A 22777-nucleotide genomic window follows, 5' to 3' on the forward strand; every position below is an offset into this window, starting at 1 on the left:
ACGACGGCGGGAGGCGGCTTCCGTACGCACGGGTACGTTGAGGTTGGGTGAAAGAGAGGAATACACGGAGCGTGGGCGGATAGGGGAGTAGCTCTGGCCGGCCTGTCACCCTCTGTTAGATGCCGACGAACCTCACTTCGCCGACGCGAGAGTCAATGCAACGAGAATCTCATCTTACTAGAATAGCTTCGCACGCGCGGAGCCTAGGCGGCCCGCGTTCGACGACGCTGCGTTCGCTGTCGTCTCGGCAGCCGCGGACGCCTATGTGCTCTCTCCTGTCGAAAGCGGCTGTCGAGCTCGTCCAGCGTCGCACGCGCCATATGGGCGTCGATATCGATCAGTTGCTCAAACAAGCGCGTTCCATCCTCCCGTGTTGCCGGCCCAAGACGGTGCAGCGTAACGGCTAGGTCCACGAGTTGAGGCGCAGTGGATGCGGTTCCCGTCCTCATGTCGCCGAGCTCATTCCGCCATTTCCTCACCAAACCGTCGGCAATACGGGCGACCAGCCGAGCCTCGTGTGGAAGAAGGGTCTCGAGCCTGTCGACGACAAAGGTCGAGGTGAGCCGCGGAGCCTTATCTATATTGTCCGCAATGGCGTCCAAGAGGGCAATTGTGCTCGCCTTTGGCGTTAGATCGTCCACGATGCGAAACAGCTCGAAGACAGCAGACCACTCGCTTTCCGCGGCAGCAGGCAGGAGTCGCACGAGCAACTCGGTTGCGCGCGCTCGGCGAGCCTCTCCGGTCCACAGATTCACTGCGGTCGTCGCAGCGCCTGCACGGGCGTCGTGGTCACTGGATTGCTCAATTGCCGCGAGCGCTTCCTTTGGCCAGGGCCGCTCGGGATGAAGTAACGCAAGTAGGGCAACCAACTCGCCATAACCATAGCGGACGGTTCTTCCTTGTGCGGCTTTCCACCTGAGTAGCTCACTCTCGACAAGGTCGGGTGCCCACCAGTGAACGTGGCCCAACAGATACGCTAGTTCCGCCGTACCGACGAATTCGGGGAAACGATCAAGGATTCGATGCAGCAGTCTGATCTGGTCGGTAGCGTCTCCACCGTTGATCGGTTGGAGGCGAATGAACGAACGAAGCAAGTGACGCCAACATTTGCGGTCGGAAATATTGTTCAACGCCTGATCTAGGACTTCGACGAGCGATGGGATGTCATTTCGCCGGAGGTAAATTCGGACGAGCGCCTGCAGCAATGGGTAGGGGTCGCCTGGCACACTTGACCAGCCACCGTTGCTCCACAGCAGGCTTCTAACATCTGGATCGTCCCCGTTGCCCTTCTTGGTTTCGCCGGGAGCCTCTAGTTCCTCCTCATCCGCTTCCTCGATGGAGTCGCGCACGTCAGATGGTGGCACGAGCAGCCAACGCCTGAACAGGTCAACGACGGCTTCGTCGATTTCGACTTTGCGGTTGATCAACCGATCGATAGCCATTGCTACGGAGCTACGGAATTCAGTCGCTCCGAAGCCTCGATCGGCCAAGACAACGATCGCCTTCATCATTTTTGTGGGGTCTGCTGCCTCGCTCATCGCCTCCAAAGCGTAGCCTGCCCCGCGCTGGCCAATGTCGGCCTCCAAGCGGTCGATTAGGTTGATCGCGCGCTCAGGCTCCGCCTTGGCGAAGTTTGCGAACTCGCGGGCAAGTTGGATATTGCCACCTTTTTCCCAATAATGCGGGTGACTCCAATGCGTCGAGTCCGGAAGCAGTTTGAAGGCATTGATGACGTCATCGTCAGAGGCACGGCTGATTTCTGATGCGCTCATAATCGAGCCGATCGAGCGCACGCCAGAGGAGACCATACCCAGGCGACCGCCCGGCAACGCCCGTTTCTCCTCCTCCAGTCTTCTTCGCGTCTGCTCGCTCGCCAAGTGGGCGGGGAGAGAGCGCAGTAGGTCGAGCCGAATCCGCCTTAGTAGCTTCTGCCAAGCCTGCTTAAATTGCGCATCGGTCCGGTCTGTTTGAGTGGGCGGTTTGAAGTTCCAGACCATGAGTTCGAAGGTGAGAACCTGCGTCTCCGACCAATGGTAAGCCACTGATTCGATAAGTCGCGCTGTGGTCCCCGTTTGATCCTCGATGCTGCCCAAGTAGAGGCGCCTGTGGTCGTGTGAGATGAACGCGAGCGCGTCAGCCGCGAACTCGGCGGGATTGGCGGTGAAGCTATGTGCAATCAGGCGCTGAACGGGCGCAAATTCAAATTGGCTACTCACGACGACCCATGCGCGAAAGACGTCAGGTGCTTCGATTGCAAGTCGTTCCGCCGCAGTGCGGATGGCCGCTAGTAACGACGGTTCAGGGAGATCCGAGCTGTTCTCGCCTTCGAAACGGAAGTCCGCCTCGTAAAAAAGAGCATAACCGAGCCTTTCTTCGCGATTCCCACTGTATCGGCGAATTGCGGCGAGTGTCTCGATGTACCAAGGCCATAAAATCGCAATGAATTGCGCGGGTGCCCGTTCGGCAAGCGCTGGTACAGAGTCCCAATCATTAGTCGTCTCCACGAGGCGCTTGATCGGTTCGCGCGGGTTATTGTTCATGGACCAGACTATCTGCTCGCTTGGCGACGATTCTAGTGGCTCAGTCCTGGCCGCGATTTCTGCAGCGGCTGTCTTTGCAGACTCTAGCTGCTGCGCCAGGCTTGCCCGCAACAGTTTGAGTGCGATTTCGGGTTGCTCAACGCCGAGCTCTGCCAGCAAATGATCCACATAAATGGGCGCGATCGCCGTCCGACTCAGGATGGTAGTCGCAATCTCGAGCAGTTCGTCGGTCCAGTTCGGCGCTCGCTGAATCGCAAGCCACGCCCGCGTATCGTTCGCCGGGTCTGGTAGCCAATGATCGTGAATAAGTGCAGTCACGCGTGGAGCATCGCTCGACCACGCGGCGATCAGAGCGTCAAGCACCCAGTCTGCGGCTGGAGCACCCTCACTCATGGCCTGGGCGAAGTAGCTCCGGGAGAAGCGTTGGAACCAGCCCGCGCTGCCCGATAAAGCGCGAAATGCGGCTGCTCGTTCGTTGGGCGACTTGAGTGCTTGCTCCATAAGGAGAGCCTCATGGTCAGTCGGCGCGACCTGTTGACCGAGGAAGTCGATGAGTAGCAATCTAAGGTGACGGCGGAGCCCCTGAGCGCCCCAGATAGATCCCAACTCAGTAATGTAAGTGTTCGTGTCCGCACCGCGAAGATAGGTAAGCGCTGCCCAGACCTTTGGACGGACAAAGAGTGACGATTGGCGCGCCAGGACATAGCTAGATAGGCGGCCCCTCCCTTGAGAAAATGCTCTGGCTAGGGCGTAATCAAAAACGGTTTGGTGCGCGAAACCGATACTAGTACCAGACGCATTTAATGTAAGGATACCTGCTGCTATAAGAGCGTCGATGTCATGACTAACATCCTCGAAGCGTGCCCGAACGAGCCACAGGCTTTCCTCCTCAGCCATGGTCTCCGCGATGGATCCTGCAAGCTGGGAGCGAGCGACGCCGTTCGTGCCCTTCAAAACATGCTCGGACCATAGCCGGTCGAGCATGGTCTGGTAGCTTCCGAGCGGGCCCAAATGCTCGATCCCACGCAATTGCAAAAATGTTGCCAGTGCTTGGGGCGAGCGCAGCACCTCTTTAGAGTCGTCCGGCCATCCCGCAGCTTGGATTCCTTTGCTCTCCAAAACTGGGAGCACCTGGCTCCAAGCGGGAAGCTGCAGGTTAAGGCTCTCCGCCGAGATCGAGCGCAATCGAACGTCGTGCTCGAACTCAAACCTTCTCGCCGACATGACAATATGGACATTGTCCAACCTACCCAGCCGACGCACGAGGTTAAGCAGCGTGCTAAGCCTGCCCGTCCGTAGATCAAGGTACCCAGCAAGGGCATCTAGCTGGTCGACTAAAAGGTAAGTGGGGCGGAACGCGGCGAGGCGCGCGAGAAGCCGGCTTGGTCGATCCGACAGATCGAGCCTCTCCCGCAGGTCAGCCTCGTTGTTGATTTCACCGTCGAGCAGATCGGCCTTGATGGCCAAGACCGGGTAACCCTGATCGACAAGCATCTTGCCCAAAGTCGCCAGAAGGGCGGACTTGCCGGACCCTGGATCGCCGATGAGCGCCGTGACGCTACGCACGTTCTCACGCATAATGTTGAGCAATTGCTGTAGCTCGGGACGGTCGATCCAGTCGCCATCCGGCAGCGTCGCCGGCCAGGAAAGGAGATCGCTAGAGGCCGCGAGGAGCTCTTCGCTGATCTCGCTCAGCTCCTGCACCTCATGCTCGGGAGCAAGACCCAACAGGTAGAGTTCGAGCCGACTCTCCAAAGCGTCACGGAGCTTCTGCACGTCCACACGGGCCATGGTGCCGGTTAGATCGCTTACGAAGAGCCTAACCGAGCCTTTTTCGATTTTCTCAATTGTGAGGCTGGACGCCCCCGCGACTTCACGCAGAATCGCCTCAATGGCCGCCACCTGCGCAGGCGTCACCGCCGACAACTCGGAGTCTAGGTTGAGGACATATATAGCGCGCGGACCAGTAGGCGCATAACCATTCGGAGCGTCGGCGGCTGAGGATTGCTGCAGCTCGGCTTCGCTCGTATGCGGCGAAGCTGGTACCAGCGCGGACACCCGGGGGTAGAAATGCCCCCATTGGACTAGCACCTCAAATGCGAAAGCGGCCGCGTGGCAAGCGGCGATCGGCTGTCGAATTTTGTCGGTCCCAGGTTCCTTGTTCTCCGCCATGTCGGAGACGCCGCGGATGACGATGGCGGGCTTTAGCTCCTGGCTTGCAGCGTAAATAGCGCCGTACCCTTCCATCTCGATGATGCACGCGTCACCGTAGTCGTTCGCAATCAGGTCGGCGAGGTCGCCTTTGGTGCTGGCGACTACCGCTTCGGTCGAAACCGCGGGCGCGATGTGGCCCAAGGGTGGGAACGCCACCGGATACTCGCTCAGCGCCGGTAGCCTGCCGTCAGCGGGGTCTTTGATCCGTTCAACCCATGCTCTGTCGCGTCGCACTTTACGGGCGATTCCCAGCAACTTGGGATGGGCGGGGAATTCCCTCGGTCGGGCCGAAAATCCCTTGTCACCGTATTTTCCGCTGTATGGCATATAGACGTGGTCGGCGACGACAACGCTTCCGATTGGAACGTCCTCCTTTCGAGAGCCGCCCACACCAACGAAGATCTGGACCTCTGGCCCGAAATGAATATGAGCGTTGGTCACCACGCCCTGCGCAGGATGGGTGCCTGCGCCTGTCTCAGCGACGATGACGAGCCAGTCCTGACCAACGTCATGAAATAGCCCGCACTCGTAGATCACGCCGTCTCGCCCCAAGACGGAGGCAAAGGGCGTGAAATGTGCGATGACTGCCTGGAGCTCGAGATCGAGTGCTGTGACTATCAGCGCGAGCCGCAAATTTCGCTTTGCTGCCTCGTCTAGTAACTGGTTGACCGACATGTTCCCCATTAGATCGTCTTAGGGGCTTTGGTGGGGAGTGCCAAGGAGCAAGCGCCCGACGACTCATGCGGCGGCGCTGATCTCCGTTCTCGGGCAAATCGGTAGGCAGTCCGACGACCGGAAAGGTCTACCGCGGCCCAGGGTGGCGAGAGCATTTTGGGAAGCGGCCCTTAACTTCCCGCTTGTGCGAAGGCCTTCTTAGTTTTTGCGCCGGTTGCTCGCCGGTTGCAGTTTCCTGCCTCGACGCAGCTTCACCCCCGTCCGCCGCAGCTCACCAGATTTCACTGTCCCAGATATTTCAGACCCCATCTTTCGAACGGAACGACGCTCATTCCAGCGTACCTGACCGGAACCCTGTATAATCACCGAACGTTGCAATCTATCGATTCCTAAACCGTAGGTCGGAAGTTCGAGTCTTCCCGGGATCGCCAGTGTTTTTGAGGGGCATCTTAGCCCGCGGCGGAAGCGTCCCGGCCCGCCATAAGCAGACATTCCGGCCCGGCAACCACGCCAGCGGATGGGGCGCCATCCGGTGCAAGGTACTCCTGGAGTGCCCCTAACCTTTCTCTCCCGGTGGGCGATACTTGATCGCCGACGCTTTTTGCATGGCTGCGAGTGTCTCCTCGACGGTCAGCAAGACCGTCGTTTGTAGGGAGCTTAGCGCTCCGCCCGCGCTGATCGCCATCGCGGTCGCGGCCATCGAGACGTTATCCGGGGCTTCCCACAGGTTGTAGGCGTCGTGATCGCCGAAGGCATACCAAAATCCGTGCATCTTTCCGCCGACGGCTTCGATGTACTGCTTGGCCGCCGCCCGGCGGTCTTCGGGATTCTTGATGAGCTTCGCCCATGTTGCTGGCGTGTAACTGAACCGGGTGAGGTATAGGGGCATCTGTTCCTCCCACGCTCGCCATCTTTGGCGAGAGAGAAATAGTAGCACCTGCGGCAGCCTTTGAACCGGCATCACCCCTTGTAGTCATTTACGGCAGGTGGTTCCGGCGGTCTCCCGGGGGACTGGTTAAATGTCCGGCATAACGCCTTGAGGGCTGAGAAATATTCTCGGCCCTGCAGTTGCGGGCGGGTGAGGTTCGGACCGAAACGTTCGCTTTACGGTTTGCGTGGGCCGACGAGACCGAACATCGCTCCCTGTGGATCACTTCCCACAATGATGAAGCTCCCGCCGGGAACCTCGGCCGGCCCGTAGTGAATCGTAGCGCCTCCGTCGGTCGCCGCTTTGTTGGCAATGTCGATATCCGCGACCCCGAAATAGAAATTCCACATCGGTGGCGGACCGTTGGCCGCTCGCGTCATCACCGCGCCGAGGGTCTCACCGTGATGCGTGATGAACTGATAATCGCCCATCTCGCCCATCGGCATCGCGTCGCCCTTCTCCCAGCCGAACTGGCCGCCATAGAAGGCAAGCGCCGCCGCCTGATCGCTGGTGGCAAGCTCATTCCAGTTGCAATGTCCGACCTTCATGGAGGCGAAGGAGGTGCTCGTTTCTTCCGTCGCTCCCCGCATCACGTAGAATATGACGCCTTGCGGGTCGGCGAGCATGGCGAAGCGGCCGACGCCGGGAATATCCGTGGGGGAAACATGCTGCGTGCCGCCGGCCTCGACGATGCGCCTGGAGGCCGCGTCTACGTCATCGACCGCAATGTATCCGAGCCAGCAAGGGCGCATTCCGGCCGCTGCAGCCTCGGGGGGAATTGTCATCAGCCCGGCGACATCGGAATCATCGGCACTGAAGATGCGATAGCCGTGGGGAGCGCCGTCGAAGGATCGCGACCGCCATCCGACGACGGCGCCGTAGAACTCGGCGGCAGCGTCCACATCGGACGTGAGGAGCTCGTACCAAATGAAATCGCCGTGCTGATTTGGCATTGTGTGTTCCTTAAAGGTCGAGGTTTATTCTCCGTAGCGTAACCCTCCTACGGGTATATCAGGTTGCTTCCCGCGGAATTCCTTTATCTTGCCGCCCGTGACCAGCGAGTTCAAGAAGATCATATTGTGTAGGTTGTCGGGAAAGAGTTCTCTTCTCGGGGTTCGCCGCGCGGCCTCGTCCGCTGCCGTGTCCTTGGGACTTCACCGCTGCGCAGTGGCGGAACAGTTTATTTTCTGAGCAATCTCCCGGCACCTTATGAAACCTCGACTTTTTGCCGACTAATTTGTTTCGATGCGTCTTGCGCCCTCTCTAAACAATTGCTCGCCTTCCGATGAAAACTGCATCGCGGTGAGGAAGTCGCCGATTCCGTAGCGAGGCAGCGTCTTGTGTATGGTGGCGAGATAGCCGCGCGCCTCGTCAAGCCGGCCCGCGAGCGCCAGCGAATAAGTGGCGATCGCCAGGATCTGCGCATGCGCATTGGGGCGGGCGGCCGCTCTGATGGCCCAATCGGCGGCTTCCTCGAAGCGTCCGAGACGCACGAGCGCCATGGCGCGTGCGCCAAGCATGCCGAACAGTAGAGGGTCGAACGGACTCAGCTGGCGCGAGTGGTCGGAGAACCCGATTGCGGCGCGTGGATCGCCGTCCTGCGAGTGGACGAAAGCGAGGGTGTAATGACCCTGGGCGAAATTCGGGCTGAGATCGACGGCCTGCTCCAGTTCCACAACGGACTGGTTGTGACGACCGCGCAGCCAGAGCGCCCGACCCATCGCCCAATGCGCGGCCGGGTCGCGATCGTCGGCTATGAGGCTTTGCCCCGCGGCCTCGAAGGCCCGGTCGATCTCCGGCTCGCGCTGTTCCCAATCCTGGAAGGCATTCTGGAAATGCGCGAAGGACAGGCCCGCATAGGCGCGCGCGAAGGTCGGATCGAGACGCAGCGCCATCTTGAAAAAATGCTGGGCGAGATCGTTGTCGGTTTTGTTGAATCGATACATGTGCCACAGGCCGCGATGATGAGCCTCCCACGCGTCCAGCGAGTTCGGCGGCCTCAGGATGGCCCGGTTGCGCTCGGTCATCTCGATCTCGCTGGCGATGGACGCGACGATCCTGTTGCCGATCTCGTCGAGGATGAAGAACGCGTCGTCGAGTTTGTGGTCGAAGCTTTCGGCCCAGACAATTCGGGCGGTCCGTGTTTCGGTGAGGTCGACCGTCACGGTCAGGCGTTTGTCATGGCGCCACACGGATCCGCCGACAACGTAATCGACGTCGAGCATTCGGCCGGCCTCTTCGGGACCGACGCGCCGCTCATGCAGGGTGAACACGGTCCCCTGTGCGATGACAAACAGGCTCCGCAGCTTGGCGAGCCGCGTTATCACGTCGTGCGCAAGGGCGTCGGCAACCCCGCCGCGCGCACGCTCCGCAGGGGACCCGTCGGCGAACGGCATCACCGCTATGGAGGCCCGGCGGGGAGCGAGGGTTACAATGGCATCCGGGGCTGCTCCGATGAGGGCAGGGGAAGCAGCCACGCGAGCGCCAGGAGGACGGTCTCCTTGTGCTTTGGCCAAGCGCCATGTTGCGCGGATCGGTGCGCAGTCGAGGCCCTCGGCCTCAAACAGCCGGGCCGTCGCCGCCAGATGTTCCTCTCCTTCCCGAAATTGGCCGCGCTCGGCGAGCCGGTTCAGAAGGAGTTCGTGCACGCGACGGTCGAAGGGAGCCAGCTCCAGCCATTTTTCAAGATAGCCAAGAACCTCGTCATCCGAAGCGCTCCGGACGAGGTGCTCCAGCACCGCAACGTGAAAGCTGCGGAACCGACGCCGGTGCGCGGTCAGCCAGCCGCAGAAGGCCGGGCTCCGGTCGATCTCGAGGCTGTCGAGCAATTCTCCCTCGAACGAAGCAGCGAGCATTCGCAGCCGGTCCGGTGCAAGCGTGTCGATGCCGTCGTGATGCGCGCGGGCGATGTCGATCGCATCGACCCAACAATCTGCGAGATCGAGCCTGACGGTGTCGGCCTGCGTGTCGACCCTGTGCCGACCAGGCTCGTCAACGAGACTTCGTATTTTGCTGAGGCACCAGCGAAGCTCTCCCCGTGGATCGTTCGGAACGTCCCACAGGAGATCGCAAAGCCGGCTTCTCGCGACAGGGTGCGGGGCAAGCGCGAGATAGGCGAAGAGCGCCTGAACCTTGCGCGAGGCCGGCAGCGCCAGCACCACGCCCCCACGGCTGATCGTCAGTGGCCCGAGGAGGCGCACCTGCAGCAAGGCCGCAGCATCGGTGGGGATCGGCCGTTCCGATTCCACGGGCATTTCCATGCCTGCTCCCACGCTCGTCTCCACGAGTGGCCGTTACGGTGCGAACTCGGAATCGCGGCGCGTGACGCCGGATCCAGCTGGCGCCTTCGCATGGCGAGGCGGCAGCATAGCAGAATAACCGTTCGATGGAGAGAATCATGGTTACGTCCGCAGCTGCAATCAGCCAAAGCCCCACCTCCGAACCAGTGAATCTCCAGGCGGTCAAAGCCCGCCAGCAGGGAGCCTGGTCTTCGGGCGACTATGCGATCGTCGGCACCACCCTGCAGATCGTCGGCGAGGAGCTCTGCGAAGCGCTGGATCTGCGCGCCGGGCAGAAAGTGCTCGATGTTGCCGCCGGCAACGGGAATGTCAGCCTCGCCGCCGCACGGCGCTGGTGTGATGTGGTCGCCACGGATTATGTTCCCGCGCTCCTCGATCGTGCGCGGGAACGCGCCGACGCAGAACGGCTCAGCATGGCGTTTCGTGAGGCCGATGCAGAAGCTCTGCCGTTTGCGGACGAAAGCTTCGATGTGGTCGTTTCGACATTCGGGGTCATGTTCACTCCCGATCAGGATCGGGCCGCCGCCGAACTGGTTCGCGTGTGCAGGCGCGGTGGCAAGATCGGGCTGGCGAACTGGACGCCTGAGGGCTTCATCGGGCAGCTGTTTAAAACGATCGGCAGGCACGTCCCGCCGCCTCCCGGCACCAGGTCGCCGGCATTGTGGGGCACCCGGGCGGGGCTTGCCGAACTGTTCGAGCCGCATGTGGCCTCAGTCAAGGCGGCGCAACGGCATTTCGTATTCCGATATCGCACGCCGCAGCATTGGTTGGAGACCTTCAAGACCTATTACGGCCCGGTGCTCAAGACGTTCGCCGCTCTCGCGCCGATGCAGCAAGCGGCTCTTGATCAGGATCTCCTGGCGCTCGTCGAGGAGTTCAATCGCTCGGGAGACAAGTCCATGGTGGTGCCAGGCGAATATCTCGAGGTCGTCATTACGCGTTGACGAATAGCGGGCGCTTTTCGTCGCGGCCTCCAAAGCAGGAAGATCAGACGAAGAAATACCCCGGCGCCGAATGAGCTTCGGCGCTGGGTCTCTTATGGCACCCGGCTTGCTTGATGGATCATGCTGCCAGCATGGCACGGGTGAGGTCAGGGAGCGCGTTGAAGGAGTCCTGTTGACTCTCGGACTTCATGAGAACAAACTAAGAACATCATTAATGTAAATGGGTTGGCAAGGTCCATGCGTGCCGGACGAAAGGAGGTTTTTGCCGCGTTGCGGCAGGAAATCAGGCGACTGGATGGGCAGTTCCGCCCTCATCAGGCGCTGCCGTTCGGCGTTGCGGAGGTGGATATCAGGCTTCCGGGAGGTGGACTTGCGCGAGGGGCATTGCATGAGGTCACCGAGAGCGGATCCGCGGCGGAGTTTTCCGGGTCGGCCACGCTTTTCACGGCGGGGATTGCGGCCCGCCTTAAAGGGCCGGTCTTGTGGTGCCTCAATCGGCGGGATCTGTTCGCGCCGGGGCTGGTGAATGTGGGGCTGCACCCCGATCGGGTCCTCTACGCGGAGACATTTCGAGAGCGGGACATTCTGCCGGCCATGGAGGAGGGCTTGCGGGAAAGGGGGCTTGCGGCAGTGATCGGGGAGGTCACCCGGCTTGGCCTTACCGCCTCACGCCGCCTTCAACTGGCGGCCGAAGCATCGGGTGTCCCGGTTTTTGTTCTGCGCCGCTGGTGGAGCGTGGCCGAGAAAGAATTGACCACTCTCCCCAGCGCCGCCACCACGCGCTGGCGGATCTCGCCTTTCATGTCTCATGCGCCGCCGGCGCCGGGCCTTGCCCGTGCCCGCTGGCATGTGGACCTTCTGCGCTGCCGAGGCGGCGAACCCCATTCCTGGATTCTCGAGGCTTGCGATGCGAAGGGTCGTCTCGCTCTACCTGCCGACCTGGCCGACCGACCGGATCAGGCGCCATGGCGGCAAGCCGCCGTCCGATGAGCCGCTGGTGACGGTCGAAACGCAAGGATCGCGACGTCTCATCGGCGCCGTCGATCCCGCGGCGCAGGCACTCGGTTTGCGCGTGGGGCAAACAGTGGCGCATGGTCAGGCCCTGGTGGCGAATCTCCATGTCGTTGAAGCCGTGCCGGAACAGGACGAGGCGGCTTTGATCGAGCTGGCGCGGTGGTGCATCGGTTATTCGCCCGTTGTGTCGCCTTGTCCGCCGGATGGAATCTGGATCGATATCGCGGGCTCGTCGGCTCTCTTCGGCGGGGAAGAAAAACTTGTCGCCGATCTTGTTCAGCGGCTTGCCTCGCAGGGCATTCACGCCATGGCGAGCATCGCCGATACGCCGGGCGCGGCCTGGGCGATGGCGCGCTACGGCCACCGGACCATCGTGCCACGCGGCGAAATCATGGGCGCCGTCGAAGGGCTTCCGGTTGCGGGTTTGCGGCTACCTTCCCTGATTGTCGAAGGCCTGAGCCGATTGGGCATCGACCGCATCGGCCAGCTCGCCGCCATGCCGCGCGCGCCGATGACGCGCCGCTTCGGGAAGGATGTCGGCCTGCGCCTCGATCAGGTTTACGGTCATGCTTTTGAACCGTTGAATCCGCTGGTGCCGAAAGAGACACCATCCCGACGATTGGCCTTTGCCGAACCCATCGGGCAACTGGACGATCTCAAACACGTGCTCAACCGCCTGACAGCGTCTCTCTGTCAGGACCTTGCGCCGCAGGATCTCGGTGTGCGCTGTCTCGATCTGATCTTCGAGCGCATCGATCGTCGCAACGTGGCTTTGCGTGTCGGCACCGCCAAGGCGACGCGAGATGCGCGCCACCTTGCCAAGCTCTTTGACGAACGGTTGCAGTTGGTCGATCCGGGTTTCGGAATCGAGGCGGCCATTCTTGTTGCCAGCAAGGTCGAGCCTTTAAGCGCACATCAGGTCGAAGCGCAGGATTTCAGGAGCGGCGAGGCGACGGCCATTGATCTGAGTCGCCTTGTCGATCGACTTGGGGCGCGATTGGGGCCACGACGCGTCTACCGGCTTCAGCCCGTCGAGAGCCATGTTCCCGAACGATCGGTAAAGAAGGTTCCCGCGCTCGCTCCCCTCACCGGGCAGACGTGGTCCGACACATTGCCGCGTCCATCGCGTCTTCTCGAACACCCGGAACTCGTCACGGCCACCGCGCTGCTGCCCGATCACCCGCCCGCTTTCTTCATCTGGCGGCGTGTGCGCCATCGCGTGATCAAGGCCGACGGGCCGGAACGCATCACCGGCGAATGGTGGCGGGGAGGACAAGGTGATTTTGCCTTACGGGATTATTACCGCGTCGAGGACGAAACAGGCGCACGCTTCTGGTTGTTCCGCGATGCTCCGGCCGGTCAATCCGCGCGGTGGTGGCTGCACGGGATTTTCGCATGACCTATGTCGAGCTCCAGGTCACGACTCATTATTCGTTTCTTCGCGGCGCATCGAGCCCGCGCGAATTGTTCGAGCAGGCGAAGCTGCTGGGGATCGACGCGCTCGGCATCACCGATCGCAATTCGCTGGCGGGCATCGTGAAGGCCCATGAAGCCGCGAGAGAAACCGGAATCCGCCTTGTCGTCGGGTGTAGGCTCGATCTCACCGACGGCACGTCGTTGCTGGTCTATCCCACGGATCGCGCAGCCTATGCTCGCCTGTGCCGATTGCTCAGTCTTGGGAAAGTCCGCGCGGGAAAAGGCAAATGCGCGCTTGGCTGGAATGATGTCAAAATCTGGAGCGAGGGCCTCATCGCGGTTCTGCTTGGCGACGACGCAAACGAGAGACTCCAGGCTGATCTGCGACGCCTGAAGAGCACATTCAACGATCGCGCCTATATGGCGCTGATCCGCCGGTTCGGGGCAAACGAACATCTGCGCCTCTGGGATGTGGAACAGGCGGCGCAGATCGCCAAGGTGCCGACAGTTGCGCTCGGCGACATTCTTTATCATCATCCCGGCCGGCGCATGCTGCAGGATGTGGTGTCGTGCATTCGGCAGGGCTGCACCATCGACGCTGCAGGCTTCCGCCTTGAGCGCCACGCCGACCGTTTCTTGAAAGATGCGGCCGAGATGATACGGCTGTTCGAGCGCCATCCCGGAGCCGTCGCACGAACGGCCGAGATCGTGCGACGCTGCACTTTTTCGCTCGATGAGCTTGCCTATCAATATCCGGCAGAAACGGATGAGGGCGAGACCGCACAGGAAAAGCTGGAGCGTCTCACGTGGGAGGGCGCGCAAAAACGCTATCCGAATGGTGTTCCCAGCAAAGTTGCGCTGCAGTTGCGGCATGAATTGCGGCTGATCGAAAATCTCCGATACGCCCCGTATTTCCTGACCGTCCATGCCATCGTGAGCTATGCCGAATCGGAGGGGATTCTATGCCAGGGGCGGGGATCGGCAGCGAATTCCGCAGTTTGCTACGTGCTCTTTATCACCTCTATCGACCCTGCGCGATCGGAGCTTCTCTTCGAGCGTTTCATTTCCCAGGAGCGCAACGAGCCGCCCGATATCGACGTGGATTTCGAGCATGATCAGCGCGAGAAAGTCATCCAATGGATCTACGACACCTATGGCCGTCAGCGTTCGGCGCTCACCGCCGTCGTGAGTTGCTACCGCGCGCGCGGTGCTGTTCGGGAGGTCGGCAAGGTTCTGGGCGTGCCGGAAGACGTGACCGGCGCACTTTCGGGACTCGTCTGGGGGTGGAGCACGGAAGGGGTCAGTGAGCAGGAGGTCAACGATCTCAACCTCAATCTTGATGATCCGCGGTTGCGGCTGACCCTGGAACTGGCGCGGGAATTGATCGGTTCGCCTCGACATTTGTCGCAGCATCCGGGCGGATTCGTGCTGACGCAGGATCGTCTCGACGATCTCGTGCCGATCGAACCGGCCGCCATGGAAAACCGGCAGGTCATCGAATGGGACAAGAACGACATCGAGACGCTGAGATTCATGAAGGTCGATGTGCTGGGCCTTGGGATGCTCGGCTGCATGCGGCGGGCCTTCGATCTAATGCGCGACCATAAGGGTGTGGAGCACACCCTTGCGTCGATCCCCTCGAAGGATTCGCCGACCTACGAGATGATCTGCAAGGCTGACACGGTCGGCGTGTTCCAGATCGAAAGTCGCGCGCAGATGGCGATGCTGCCGCGGATGAAACCTAAAATATTCTATGACCTTGTCATCGAGGTCGCCATCGTGCGGCCGGGGCCGATTCAAGGCGACATGGTGCACCCCTATCTTCGCAGGCGGCAGGGAATGGAGGACGTGTCCTATCCGAGACCGGAGCTGGAAAGAGTGCTCGGCAAGACGCTCGGCGTACCGCTTTTTCAGGAACAGGCGATGCGGGTCGCCATCGAATGCGCCGGATTCACGCCGTCCGAAGCGGATCAGCTGCGACGCTCCATGGCGACGTTCAAGTTCAAGGGCGACGTGTCGAAATTTCAACAGAAGCTCATCGATGGAATGTTGGACCGCGGCTATGACCGCGACTTCGCAGAGCGCATCTTCAAGCAACTCGAAGGGTTCGGCTCCTATGGCTTTCCAGAAAGCCACGCTGCTTCCTTCGCGCTCCTCGCCTATGCGTCGTCCTGGGTGAAATGCCATCATCCCGATGTGTTCTGCTGTGCGCTCCTGAATGCCCAGCCGATGGGTTTTTACGCCCCGGCGCAACTCGTCCGCGATGCGCAGCAGCACGGCGTCGAGGTCAGGCCGATCGACATCAATCATTCACGCTGGGATTGCACGCTCGAAGACGTGGGCGGCCGGTTTGCTGTACGGCTTGGGTTGCGAATGGCCAAGGGATTGGCCGAGACGGAGGGCGCGGCGATCGCTCTCACGCGTGGCGAGGCGTCGTTCGAATCGGCCGAGGATATCTGGCGGCGAGCCGGCGTATCGGTGGCGGCCCTCGAGCGGTTGGCCGAAGCCGATGCCTTCGGCTCCATCGGACTGAACCGACGCGATGCGTTATGGCAGGTCAAAGGCCTCAGTGATCGGCCCTTGCCGCTTTTCGCTGCGGCTGATGACCGCGACCACCGCCTGCGACCGGAATCGGTCGAGCCGGAGGTCTTGCTCACGCCTATGACGCAAGGGCGGGAGGTTGTGGAGGATTATTGCTCCAAAGGTCTCACGCTTCGCCAGCATCCGGTTGCTTTTCTCAGACAGGACCTCGATGCGCGACGAATGATGCGCTGCGAGGGGCTCAAGGCGATTCGTGACGGTCAGCGGGTGACGGTCGCGGGGCTGGTGCTCGTGCGGCAAAAGCCGGGGTCGGCCAAAGGAGTCATGTTCATGACCATCGAAGACGAAACCGATATTGCGAACCTCGTCATCTGGACGTCCCTCTTCGAGAAGCAACGACGCTTGATCCTGTCTGCCGGCATGGTTGCCTGCAGAGGACGGGTCCAGCGTGAGGGCGACGTGATCCATGTGGTGGCCGAACACATGATCGACCTTTCCGATCTCCTGAAGAGCGTGGGCAATCGCCAGAAGGCTTTCCCGCTCCCGCACGGGCGCGGCGATGAAGCAAAGCGTGGCGGCGGGCCGGATTCCCGCGACACGCCTCCGCTTGGGCGAAAGCCGCGCGAGACCGATATTCTCGATCTCCGACCTGAAAGCGGAATCAGGATCAAGACGCGGGATTTCCGTTAGATGCCAATCCACGGGTGGATTTTTGCCTCGGGTGGCCCAGAATAGGCCGATGGACAAAAGCCACATCGAACGGATATCCGCATGGATCATCCAACGCGGCCTTGGCGGTGCGTCGGAAACCGAGCTCCTGCATGGGTTCTGCCAGAAATGCCAGGCGGTCGGGCTCGATCTGTCACGCGCCCTGGCGCTGATCGACACGCTCCACCCGGTCTATGAAGGACGCGCCTTCCGCTGGCGGAACGACGGCGTCGAGGAAGAGCCGGTCCTGGAATATGGCCGCACCCACGACGGCGAGGCGGCAGCCAACTGGCAGCGAAGCGTCTTCTATCACATGCTGACGACGGAACGCGACGAGGTCCGGCTCAAGCTCGGTCAAGGCGAGACGGCCGGCTTTCTGAATCTCGAGACCCTTCAGGAAGCGGGCCACACCGACTATCTCGCTCTCGTTCATCGTTTTGCAAGCGACGGCGCCATCGGCGACATGGATTGTTTCTATTCGCACTGGGCCACCAGCCGTCCTGAAGGCTTCAGCGAAGCCGGGCTTGCGGCGATGAGAACACTGGTGCCCCAACTCGCGCTCGCCATCAAATGTGCGTCCCTCACCCGCATCGCCAGCACACTGGTGGAAGTTTATCTTGGGCGCGATGCCGGGCAGCGCGTCCTGAGCGGTCGCATCTCGCGCGGCGTAGCGGATCGTATCAACGCCGTTCTCTGGTTCTCGGATCTGCGCGGCTATACCTCGATTACCGACACGGCGGCACCAGACGAAGTCATTCCGCTCCTCAATGATTATGCTGACGCGGTGATTTCGTCGATCCATGAGGCGGGCGGTGACGTGTTGAAATTGATCGGCGATGGCACGCTTGCGATCTTTAAAGCCGGTGATCCAGGCGATGCCTGCCGATGCGCGCTCCGCGCCGAGGCGAGCCTGCGCGAGCGCCTGAAGATCTTGAATGCACGCCGAAGCGCGGAAGAACGGCCGGTCACCTCGGTCTATCTCGGCCTGCACATCGGAGACGTATTCTACGGCAATATCGGCAGCGAGGACCGCCTTGATTTCACGGTCGTCGGACCGGCGGTCAACGAGGTCAGCCGCATTGCCTCGATGTGCCGCTCGGCCGACCGCGGCGTCGCCATGTCGTCCGATTTTGTTGCCGCAACCTTGCCGGAAGACCGGAAGGATTTCGTGTCGCTCGGGCGTTTCGCCTTGCGCGGCGTGGGACGCGCGCAAGAGCTGTTCACGCTCGATCCGGCGATTTACTAAGGGATTTTCCCGCGACGAGCCGGCTATTGGCCGACCTTGCTTAACACGTCGGCCTTCAGAAAACGTTCGATAAAAATCATGAACAGAACGGATGGGACGAGAAGGATCAGCGCGGTAATTGACGCGATCTGATAATTGCCGCCCATGCTGGCGTTGTAGAGCAGCAGCGGCAGCGTCGTGACCTGCGGCACACCGACGAAAAACGTGCCGGTGAATTCGTCGAGGGATTCGAGAAAGACGAAAATCGCGCTCGCCATGATGCCGGGTGCCGCCAGCGGCAGCGTGATCGTAAAAAACGTTCGCAGCGGCGATGCGCCGATGTTGCGCGCTGCCAGTTCCAGATCCTTGTCGACCGCCGCGAACGCCGCCGCGGCGATCCAGACTGAATAGACCAGCCCGTGTGCGGCATGGACGAGGACGACGCCGGGGATCGTACCCGTCAATCCAAGGCTGTAGAAAACCCGCGCTACGTTGATGTAGATCGCGACCGACGGAAACGCCTGCGGCAGCAGGAAAACGATCATCAGGACGGTGCGGAAGGGGAGCTTCAGGCGCGCCAGCGCGTATCCCGCCGGGACCGAGACTGCGAGCGCGACGACGACCGTCAGGCAAGCAATGCTCACGCTCGTCGCCAGCGACGACATGGCGTCCCCCGTCGGGCGGAAGACGACCTCCCAATATCGCATGCCGTACGTAACCGGAAGCTTGAACGGGGTATACCACCGCTCCGCGACCGACCACAGCGCGAGGTTTGCCAGCGGCCCAAACAGCGCGAATGCAAAAACCGCAAGCCCGAGCCCTTTGAGGATCGTCGACAAGACGCCCCATCCTCTTACGGCGAAAGGCGAAAAGCCGCGCCGCGAGGACGATGCGACTCCCCGGAGAGCCGGAACGGAACCCTGTCGAATCGCCGTGCTCGCCTGGGTCTCGATACTCATGCGGCGATCTCACGCTTCACGTTGTGTCGCAGGTAGATCCAAGCCACGGCTCCGGCGATGGCATATGAGATGACGCCGAGCGCATTGGCGGTCGCATAGTCACCGTAGGAATTGATGCGAAATGCCATGTCGACGGTCATCATCGTGGGTTGCGAGCCTGCAACCATCATCGGGACTGACAGCACCGACAGCATGGTGACGAAGGAGAGGACAAGGCCGACGAGCAGCGTTTGCGCTACCTGCGGCAGCACGATCTCGATCAGCACGCGCAACCGCGATGCGCCGAGATTGCGGCCGGCCTCGATCGTTGCTCGATCGATGGATGCCATCGCGCCGGCGAGCATCAGGGTGACGAATGGAACCTGTTTCCACACGAACGTGATGATGATGCCGCGCCAATCAAGGAAGCTCGTTGCCTGCAGCGGTTCCATTATCCCCATGGCCACAAATGAATTGTTCATCAGGCCGTTCTTGGCGAGGAACGTGCGCATGCACTGGGCCGCGACAATGAACGGGATGAAAAGGGGCCATCGATAAAGAAATCGCAGCGAGGAAATCAGCCACGGCGTCTCACCCAGCGTCAGCGTTCCCGCGATGGCGATCGAGAAAAGCGCGGTCAACAGGGTCGATGTGATGACGATGAAGAGCGTGAACAGAATGTCGGTCGAATAGAGATCGATCGCCTTTTCAAAATGTGTCAGCGAAAATCCGCCGCCGGGCACGGTGAATGCCGAGGTCAATGAGAAACCGAGCGGATAGAGAAACAAAGCCGCGATCATCGCCAGAGCAGGCGCAATCAGGATCAGGCCGAAGAAGGACGGGCGTGTCATTTTTTGAGCTGCCTCCCGAGGCGGCTGAAAACGGGCGGTCCGCAGATGAGTGCAGGCCGCCCGCGAGGAGTCGATGCGTCACGCAGCGATCAGTTGGCGACTTTCTTCTCGTAAGTTTCCAGAATGTCGTTGAAGTACGGCCCGATCGGGAACGGCTTGCCGTTGGCGGCAAGCGCCTCAGGCGTGATGTCGACGAAGAGCTTGTCCCAGTCGGCCTTCTCGAGTTTAGGCTGCACGTTCTTGGCGTCGATGCCCGGATACCAGTTGAACCGCTTCACGATGCCTTCGGCCTGTACTTCAGGGCTCGTCGCAAGCGCGATGAACTCGGCCGCGAGCTTCTCCTGGCCGGTCTTGGCCGGAACCGCGTAATACATCGGCTGGCCGGGCATGCCCGGTGAGACGAGCTTCAGGCGCGTGTTGGGCGGCAGCTTGCCCTCGGCCTTCCAGGTGTAGAACATATCGACCCAGACCGGGCCCATGGCGATCTCGCCGCGGTTCAACATGTCGAGGGTGCCGGCGTTGCCGGGCGTGATCACGACATTCTTGTTGAATTCCTTGAGGTCGCTCATCGCCTTGTCCCAAGTGGCCTTGGTGGCGGCGTCGTAGGGGCCGGTTTCGAGCTTTGCCGCGTCGCCGCCGAAAGCCGAGACCCAGCCGGTGACGAAAGCGACGCCGGACATGCCGCCCTTGATGCCGTTATAGCCGAACTGCTTGGGGTTCTTCTTCACCCACTCGCTGAGTTCGGCATAGCTGTTGGGCGGTGCCTTGACGAGATCCGGGTTGTAGGCGATCGCGGTCTGCGAATGGAACATCGGCATGACGTAGCCACTCACATCGGCGCCGAGCGAATTGTTCGCCGTGTCGCGGGTGACCAGTTTGCCGGTCGGCAACGTGTCCCGGTACTTCTTGAGGAGTTCATCCTTCACCATCGTGCCCGCGGCCTTCTGGTGGATGACGACCACGTCGAAATCCGAGTTGGCGCCGGCCTTCTTCTGGGCGTCGAGTTTCTCGAAGATCTTCTGCGAACCGCCATCGCCGGGGCCGGTGCCGACGGCCACGACCTTGACGCCCGGGTGGCTCTTCTCGAACATCGGCCCGAGATAGTCCTTGATATAGTCGACCATGTTCTGGTCGCCGGCGGTCGCCACGTTGAGGGTCTGGGCGCTCGCCGGGTTGGTCAGCAGGATGGCCGTGAAGCCAGCTGCCAGTAAGCTCTTATGCATGGTTTTCTCCCTTGATTGTGTCGGTGGGGAACAGGTGCAGCGATGCGAGCGGCAGGCGCAGGCCCACCGCATCATCGAGCTCGTGGTAGTGATCGTCCGTCACGGTAAAATGACGGTCGTTGATCGCGACCACGTACCTGTAATGTCCGCCCGGATACGTTCTCTGCGTAATTCGTCCGGGCAGAATGATGGACCCGTCGATCCGGGCATCCGGCCCGTCGAGCGATGCCACGTCGTCGCGGAAATAAGCCGTGACCGGCCCGAGCGGAACCGCACCGTCCCAGGAGGTGGGGTTTCCGTGCGCGACCGCGACCTCGACGCCGGCGCCGGACGTTCGGATATCGAGGCCGATGGTGTTCTCCGCTCCCATGAAACTCGCGACGAACGGTGAGTTCGGATGATCGAAGACCTCCTTGGGCGAGCCGATCTGTGCGATCTTGCCCGCGTCCATGACCACGATGCGATCCGCCATGGTCATGGCTTCCTCACGATCGTGCGTGACGTGGACAGCCGTGAAGCCGAGACGGTTCTGGAGCGATTTGATTTCGGAGCGCAGTTGGAGTCGGACCTTGGCGTCGAGGTTCGACAGGGGCTCGTCCAGCAGCAGGATCTCGGGTTCGATGGCAAGGGCCCGCCCCAACGCAACCCGCTGCCGCTGTCCGCCCGATAAATTGGTGACCTTGCGGTCCTCAAGCCCTGAGAGGTTCAGCATCTTGAGGATGGTTGCCACCCGTGTGCGGATCTCGTCCTTCGCGACCCCACGCAGCCGCAAGCCATAGCCGACATTGCCGAGTACGGTCATATGCGGCCAGAGCGCATATGACTGGAACATCATCGCCATGCCGCGCTTCTCAGGCGGCATGTTCACCACATCCCGGCCGAACAGGCGGATCGCCCCTTGAGATGCTTTCTGAAAACCCGCGATGGTTCGAAGCAGCGTCGTCTTCCCGCAGCCCGACGAACCAAGGATCGCGATGAACTCGCCGGGAGCAACAGTGAGATCGACCCCATGCAGCACGCGCTGGTTGCCATAGCTCACATGAAGGCTATCGATAGCGATAGCCGCAGACACAGGTGCACCCACGGTCGTCGTCGCCTCCCGGACACGCTTTCTGCGTTCTTATGTAGCCAGCAAACCACAATCCGGCTTCGCTGGGAAGGGACCGGGGCGAGACTATGTAGGAGGATCGTGTGACGCTGGGACGACGGCCCGTCGGCCGCAACCATGAGGGCGCGAACGTCTGGCGACGCGGAGTGGCAACTACTGCGCGGCCGGCGTCGACAGGCCGGCGCGACTGTCGGTGAATGGAATGCGGATCGTCTCCGTGATGTGCGCTTCGCCGACCAAGCCGGCGCTCGAGTTGCTGCCCACGAAGACCTGAATGATCCCCTCCTCAATCAGATAGGTTCCGTCGTCCAGATGGAATCCGAGATCCCTGACCGGCACCCGGAACGTCACCCGCTTCGCCTCGCCGGGATCGAGCGGGATCTTCTCGAAAGCCTTCAACTGCCGAAGGGGCCGGCTGCGGCTTGCAACCGGGTCGCGGATATAGAGCTGCGCCACTTCCTGACCCGCCCGCGAACTGGTGTTGGTGATGGTCACGGAAGCTTCGAGGACGTCGTCCGCGCCAAGCTCGGCCTTGATGACGGCGGCATCCGAATACGCGAAATGGGAATAGCTCAATCCCCAGCCGAACGGGTAAAGCGGTGAGATGGCCTCGTCGATATACTTCACCGTGAACCGGTTCTCGGGCAGCGTCGGACGACCGGTCGGGAGACGATTGTAATAGAGCGGGAGTTGACCGATCGCGCGGGGCCAACTCACGGGCAGCTTGCCGCTTGGATTGTAATCGCCAAACAGGACATCGGCGATGGCGGGGCCCGCTTCGGTCCCCGGGTACCAGGCCATGAGGATGGACGCTAGCTTGTCCGGAAGTCGACCGAGTTCGAGCGGACGTCCACCAATGATGACGAGCGCGATGGGTTTGCCGGTGGCAGCGAGCGCTTCGAGAATCTCGGGTTGCTTGCCGTTCAGCGTCAGGTGGGCGCGCGACGCAGCCTCTCCGGACAACTCCTGCGGTTCGCCGAAGACCGCGATCACGAGATCGGATTCCCGCGCCGCCGTGATCGCAGCGGGAAGCTGCTCGGTGTTGCGGCACGTGAGGTCGCAACCGGCGGCATAACGGACCTCGATCCCGGCGGCGTGGGCGCGGTCGCGAATGCCTTTGAGCACGGATACGCTGTCTTCCGCGTGACCGCGC

General features: G+C 61.4%; 14 protein-coding genes. 5 read left to right on the forward strand and 9 right to left on the reverse strand.

All coding sequences use genetic code 11. The features are described from left to right. Positions 1-203: 203 nt before the first annotated feature. From FEZ63_RS22050 to FEZ63_RS22065, 4 genes are all read right to left on the reverse strand, one after another. Positions 204-5429, reverse strand: a complete 5226-nt coding sequence (locus FEZ63_RS22050; RefSeq protein WP_162419822.1) for a phosphorylase family protein — start codon at positions 5427-5429, stop codon at positions 204-206. Positions 5430-5985: 556 nt separating this feature from the next. Beyond that, the gene (locus FEZ63_RS22055) at positions 5986-6318 is read right to left on the reverse strand and encodes a GYD domain-containing protein (protein WP_150948819.1); all 333 of its coding nucleotides are present in this window, start codon (positions 6316-6318) and stop codon (positions 5986-5988) included. Between the two features lie 215 nt (positions 6319-6533). Further along, positions 6534-7310 (reverse strand): VOC family protein, encoded by a 777-nt coding sequence (locus tag FEZ63_RS22060; RefSeq protein WP_150948822.1) that lies wholly within the window; start codon positions 7308-7310, stop codon positions 6534-6536. Between the two features lie 279 nt (positions 7311-7589). After that, entirely contained in the window at positions 7590-9617 is a 2028-nt protein-coding gene (locus FEZ63_RS22065; RefSeq protein ID WP_420846320.1) for a transcriptional regulator, read from the reverse strand. Between the two features lie 137 nt (positions 9618-9754). On the opposite strand from FEZ63_RS22065, the gene FEZ63_RS22070 reads away from it, so the two are divergent. The 5 genes from FEZ63_RS22070 to FEZ63_RS22090 all read left to right on the forward strand — a co-directional run bounded on the left by FEZ63_RS22070 (position 9755) and on the right by FEZ63_RS22090 (position 17525). Further along, complete coding sequence (locus tag FEZ63_RS22070) at positions 9755-10600, forward strand: class I SAM-dependent methyltransferase (protein WP_150948825.1); 846 nt, start codon at positions 9755-9757, stop codon at positions 10598-10600. 237 nt (positions 10601-10837) lie between these two features. Next, entirely contained in the window at positions 10838-11590 is a 753-nt protein-coding gene (locus FEZ63_RS22075) for an ImuA family protein (RefSeq protein WP_150948828.1), read from the forward strand. Next, positions 11508-13013: a Y-family DNA polymerase gene (locus FEZ63_RS22080; protein ID WP_150948831.1), complete on the forward strand. Its 1506-nt coding sequence runs from the start codon at positions 11508-11510 to the stop codon at positions 13011-13013. Before FEZ63_RS22075 ends, FEZ63_RS22080 begins: the two co-directional genes overlap by 83 nt. After that, positions 13010-16261 (forward strand): error-prone DNA polymerase, encoded by a 3252-nt coding sequence (locus tag FEZ63_RS22085; protein ID WP_150948834.1) that lies wholly within the window; start codon positions 13010-13012, stop codon positions 16259-16261. The genes FEZ63_RS22080 and FEZ63_RS22085 overlap by 4 nt, the downstream gene beginning before the upstream one ends. A 49-nt stretch (positions 16262-16310) precedes the next feature. Then, positions 16311-17525, forward strand: coding sequence for an adenylate/guanylate cyclase domain-containing protein (locus FEZ63_RS22090; protein WP_150948837.1), 1215 nt, complete (start codon positions 16311-16313; stop codon positions 17523-17525). Between the two features lie 23 nt (positions 17526-17548). Here FEZ63_RS22090 and FEZ63_RS22095 read toward each other — a convergent pair whose 3' ends face one another. The 5 genes from FEZ63_RS22095 to FEZ63_RS22115 all read right to left on the reverse strand — a co-directional run. After that, positions 17549-18343: an ABC transporter permease gene (locus tag FEZ63_RS22095; protein ID WP_420846321.1), complete on the reverse strand. Its 795-nt coding sequence runs from the start codon at positions 18341-18343 to the stop codon at positions 17549-17551. 116 nt (positions 18344-18459) lie between these two features. Continuing rightward, complete coding sequence (locus FEZ63_RS22100; protein ID WP_150948845.1) at positions 18460-19293, reverse strand: ABC transporter permease; 834 nt, start codon at positions 19291-19293, stop codon at positions 18460-18462. Positions 19294-19382: 89 nt separating this feature from the next. Then, positions 19383-20516: an ABC transporter substrate-binding protein gene (locus FEZ63_RS22105; RefSeq protein ID WP_150948848.1), complete on the reverse strand. Its 1134-nt coding sequence runs from the start codon at positions 20514-20516 to the stop codon at positions 19383-19385. Further along, a complete protein-coding gene (locus tag FEZ63_RS22110; RefSeq protein WP_244622933.1) occupies positions 20509-21600 on the reverse strand; it encodes an ABC transporter ATP-binding protein in 1092 nt (363 codons plus the stop codon). The genes FEZ63_RS22105 and FEZ63_RS22110 overlap by 8 nt, the downstream gene beginning before the upstream one ends. 177 nt (positions 21601-21777) lie before the next feature. Beyond that, on the reverse strand, positions 21778-22777 hold a 1000-nt coding region (locus FEZ63_RS22115), incomplete at its 5' end, for a glycoside hydrolase family 3 C-terminal domain-containing protein (RefSeq protein WP_201274253.1).

Source organism: Microvirga brassicacearum, assembly GCF_008757455.1.
Taxonomy (GTDB): Bacteria; Pseudomonadota; Alphaproteobacteria; order Rhizobiales; family Beijerinckiaceae; genus Microvirga; species Microvirga brassicacearum.

Bases quoted from the DNA above. Each gene is read 5' to 3' on its own strand.
- FEZ63_RS22100 (WP_150948845.1), bottom strand. From the start codon at position 19,293: ATGACACGCCCGTCCTTCTTCGGCCTGATCCTGATTGCGCCTGCTCTG.
- FEZ63_RS22075 (WP_150948828.1), top strand. From the start codon at position 10,838: ATGCGTGCCGGACGAAAGGAGGTTTTTGCCGCGTTGCGGCAGGAAATC.
- FEZ63_RS22070 (WP_150948825.1), top strand. From the start codon at position 9,755: ATGGTTACGTCCGCAGCTGCAATCAGCCAAAGCCCCACCTCCGAACCA.
- FEZ63_RS22055 (WP_150948819.1), bottom strand. From the start codon at position 6,318: ATGCCCCTATACCTCACCCGGTTCAGTTACACGCCAGCAACATGGGCG.
- FEZ63_RS22090 (WP_150948837.1), top strand. From the start codon at position 16,311: ATGGACAAAAGCCACATCGAACGGATATCCGCATGGATCATCCAACGC.
- FEZ63_RS22080 (WP_150948831.1), top strand. From the start codon at position 11,508: ATGCGAAGGGTCGTCTCGCTCTACCTGCCGACCTGGCCGACCGACCGG.
- FEZ63_RS22050 (WP_162419822.1), bottom strand. From the start codon at position 5,429: ATGTCGGTCAACCAGTTACTAGACGAGGCAGCAAAGCGAAATTTGCGG.
- FEZ63_RS22085 (WP_150948834.1), top strand. From the start codon at position 13,010: ATGACCTATGTCGAGCTCCAGGTCACGACTCATTATTCGTTTCTTCGC.
- FEZ63_RS22060 (WP_150948822.1), bottom strand. From the start codon at position 7,310: ATGCCAAATCAGCACGGCGATTTCATTTGGTACGAGCTCCTCACGTCC.
- FEZ63_RS22065 (WP_420846320.1), bottom strand. From the start codon at position 9,617: ATGGAAATGCCCGTGGAATCGGAACGGCCGATCCCCACCGATGCTGCG.
- FEZ63_RS22105 (WP_150948848.1), bottom strand. From the start codon at position 20,516: ATGCATAAGAGCTTACTGGCAGCTGGCTTCACGGCCATCCTGCTGACC.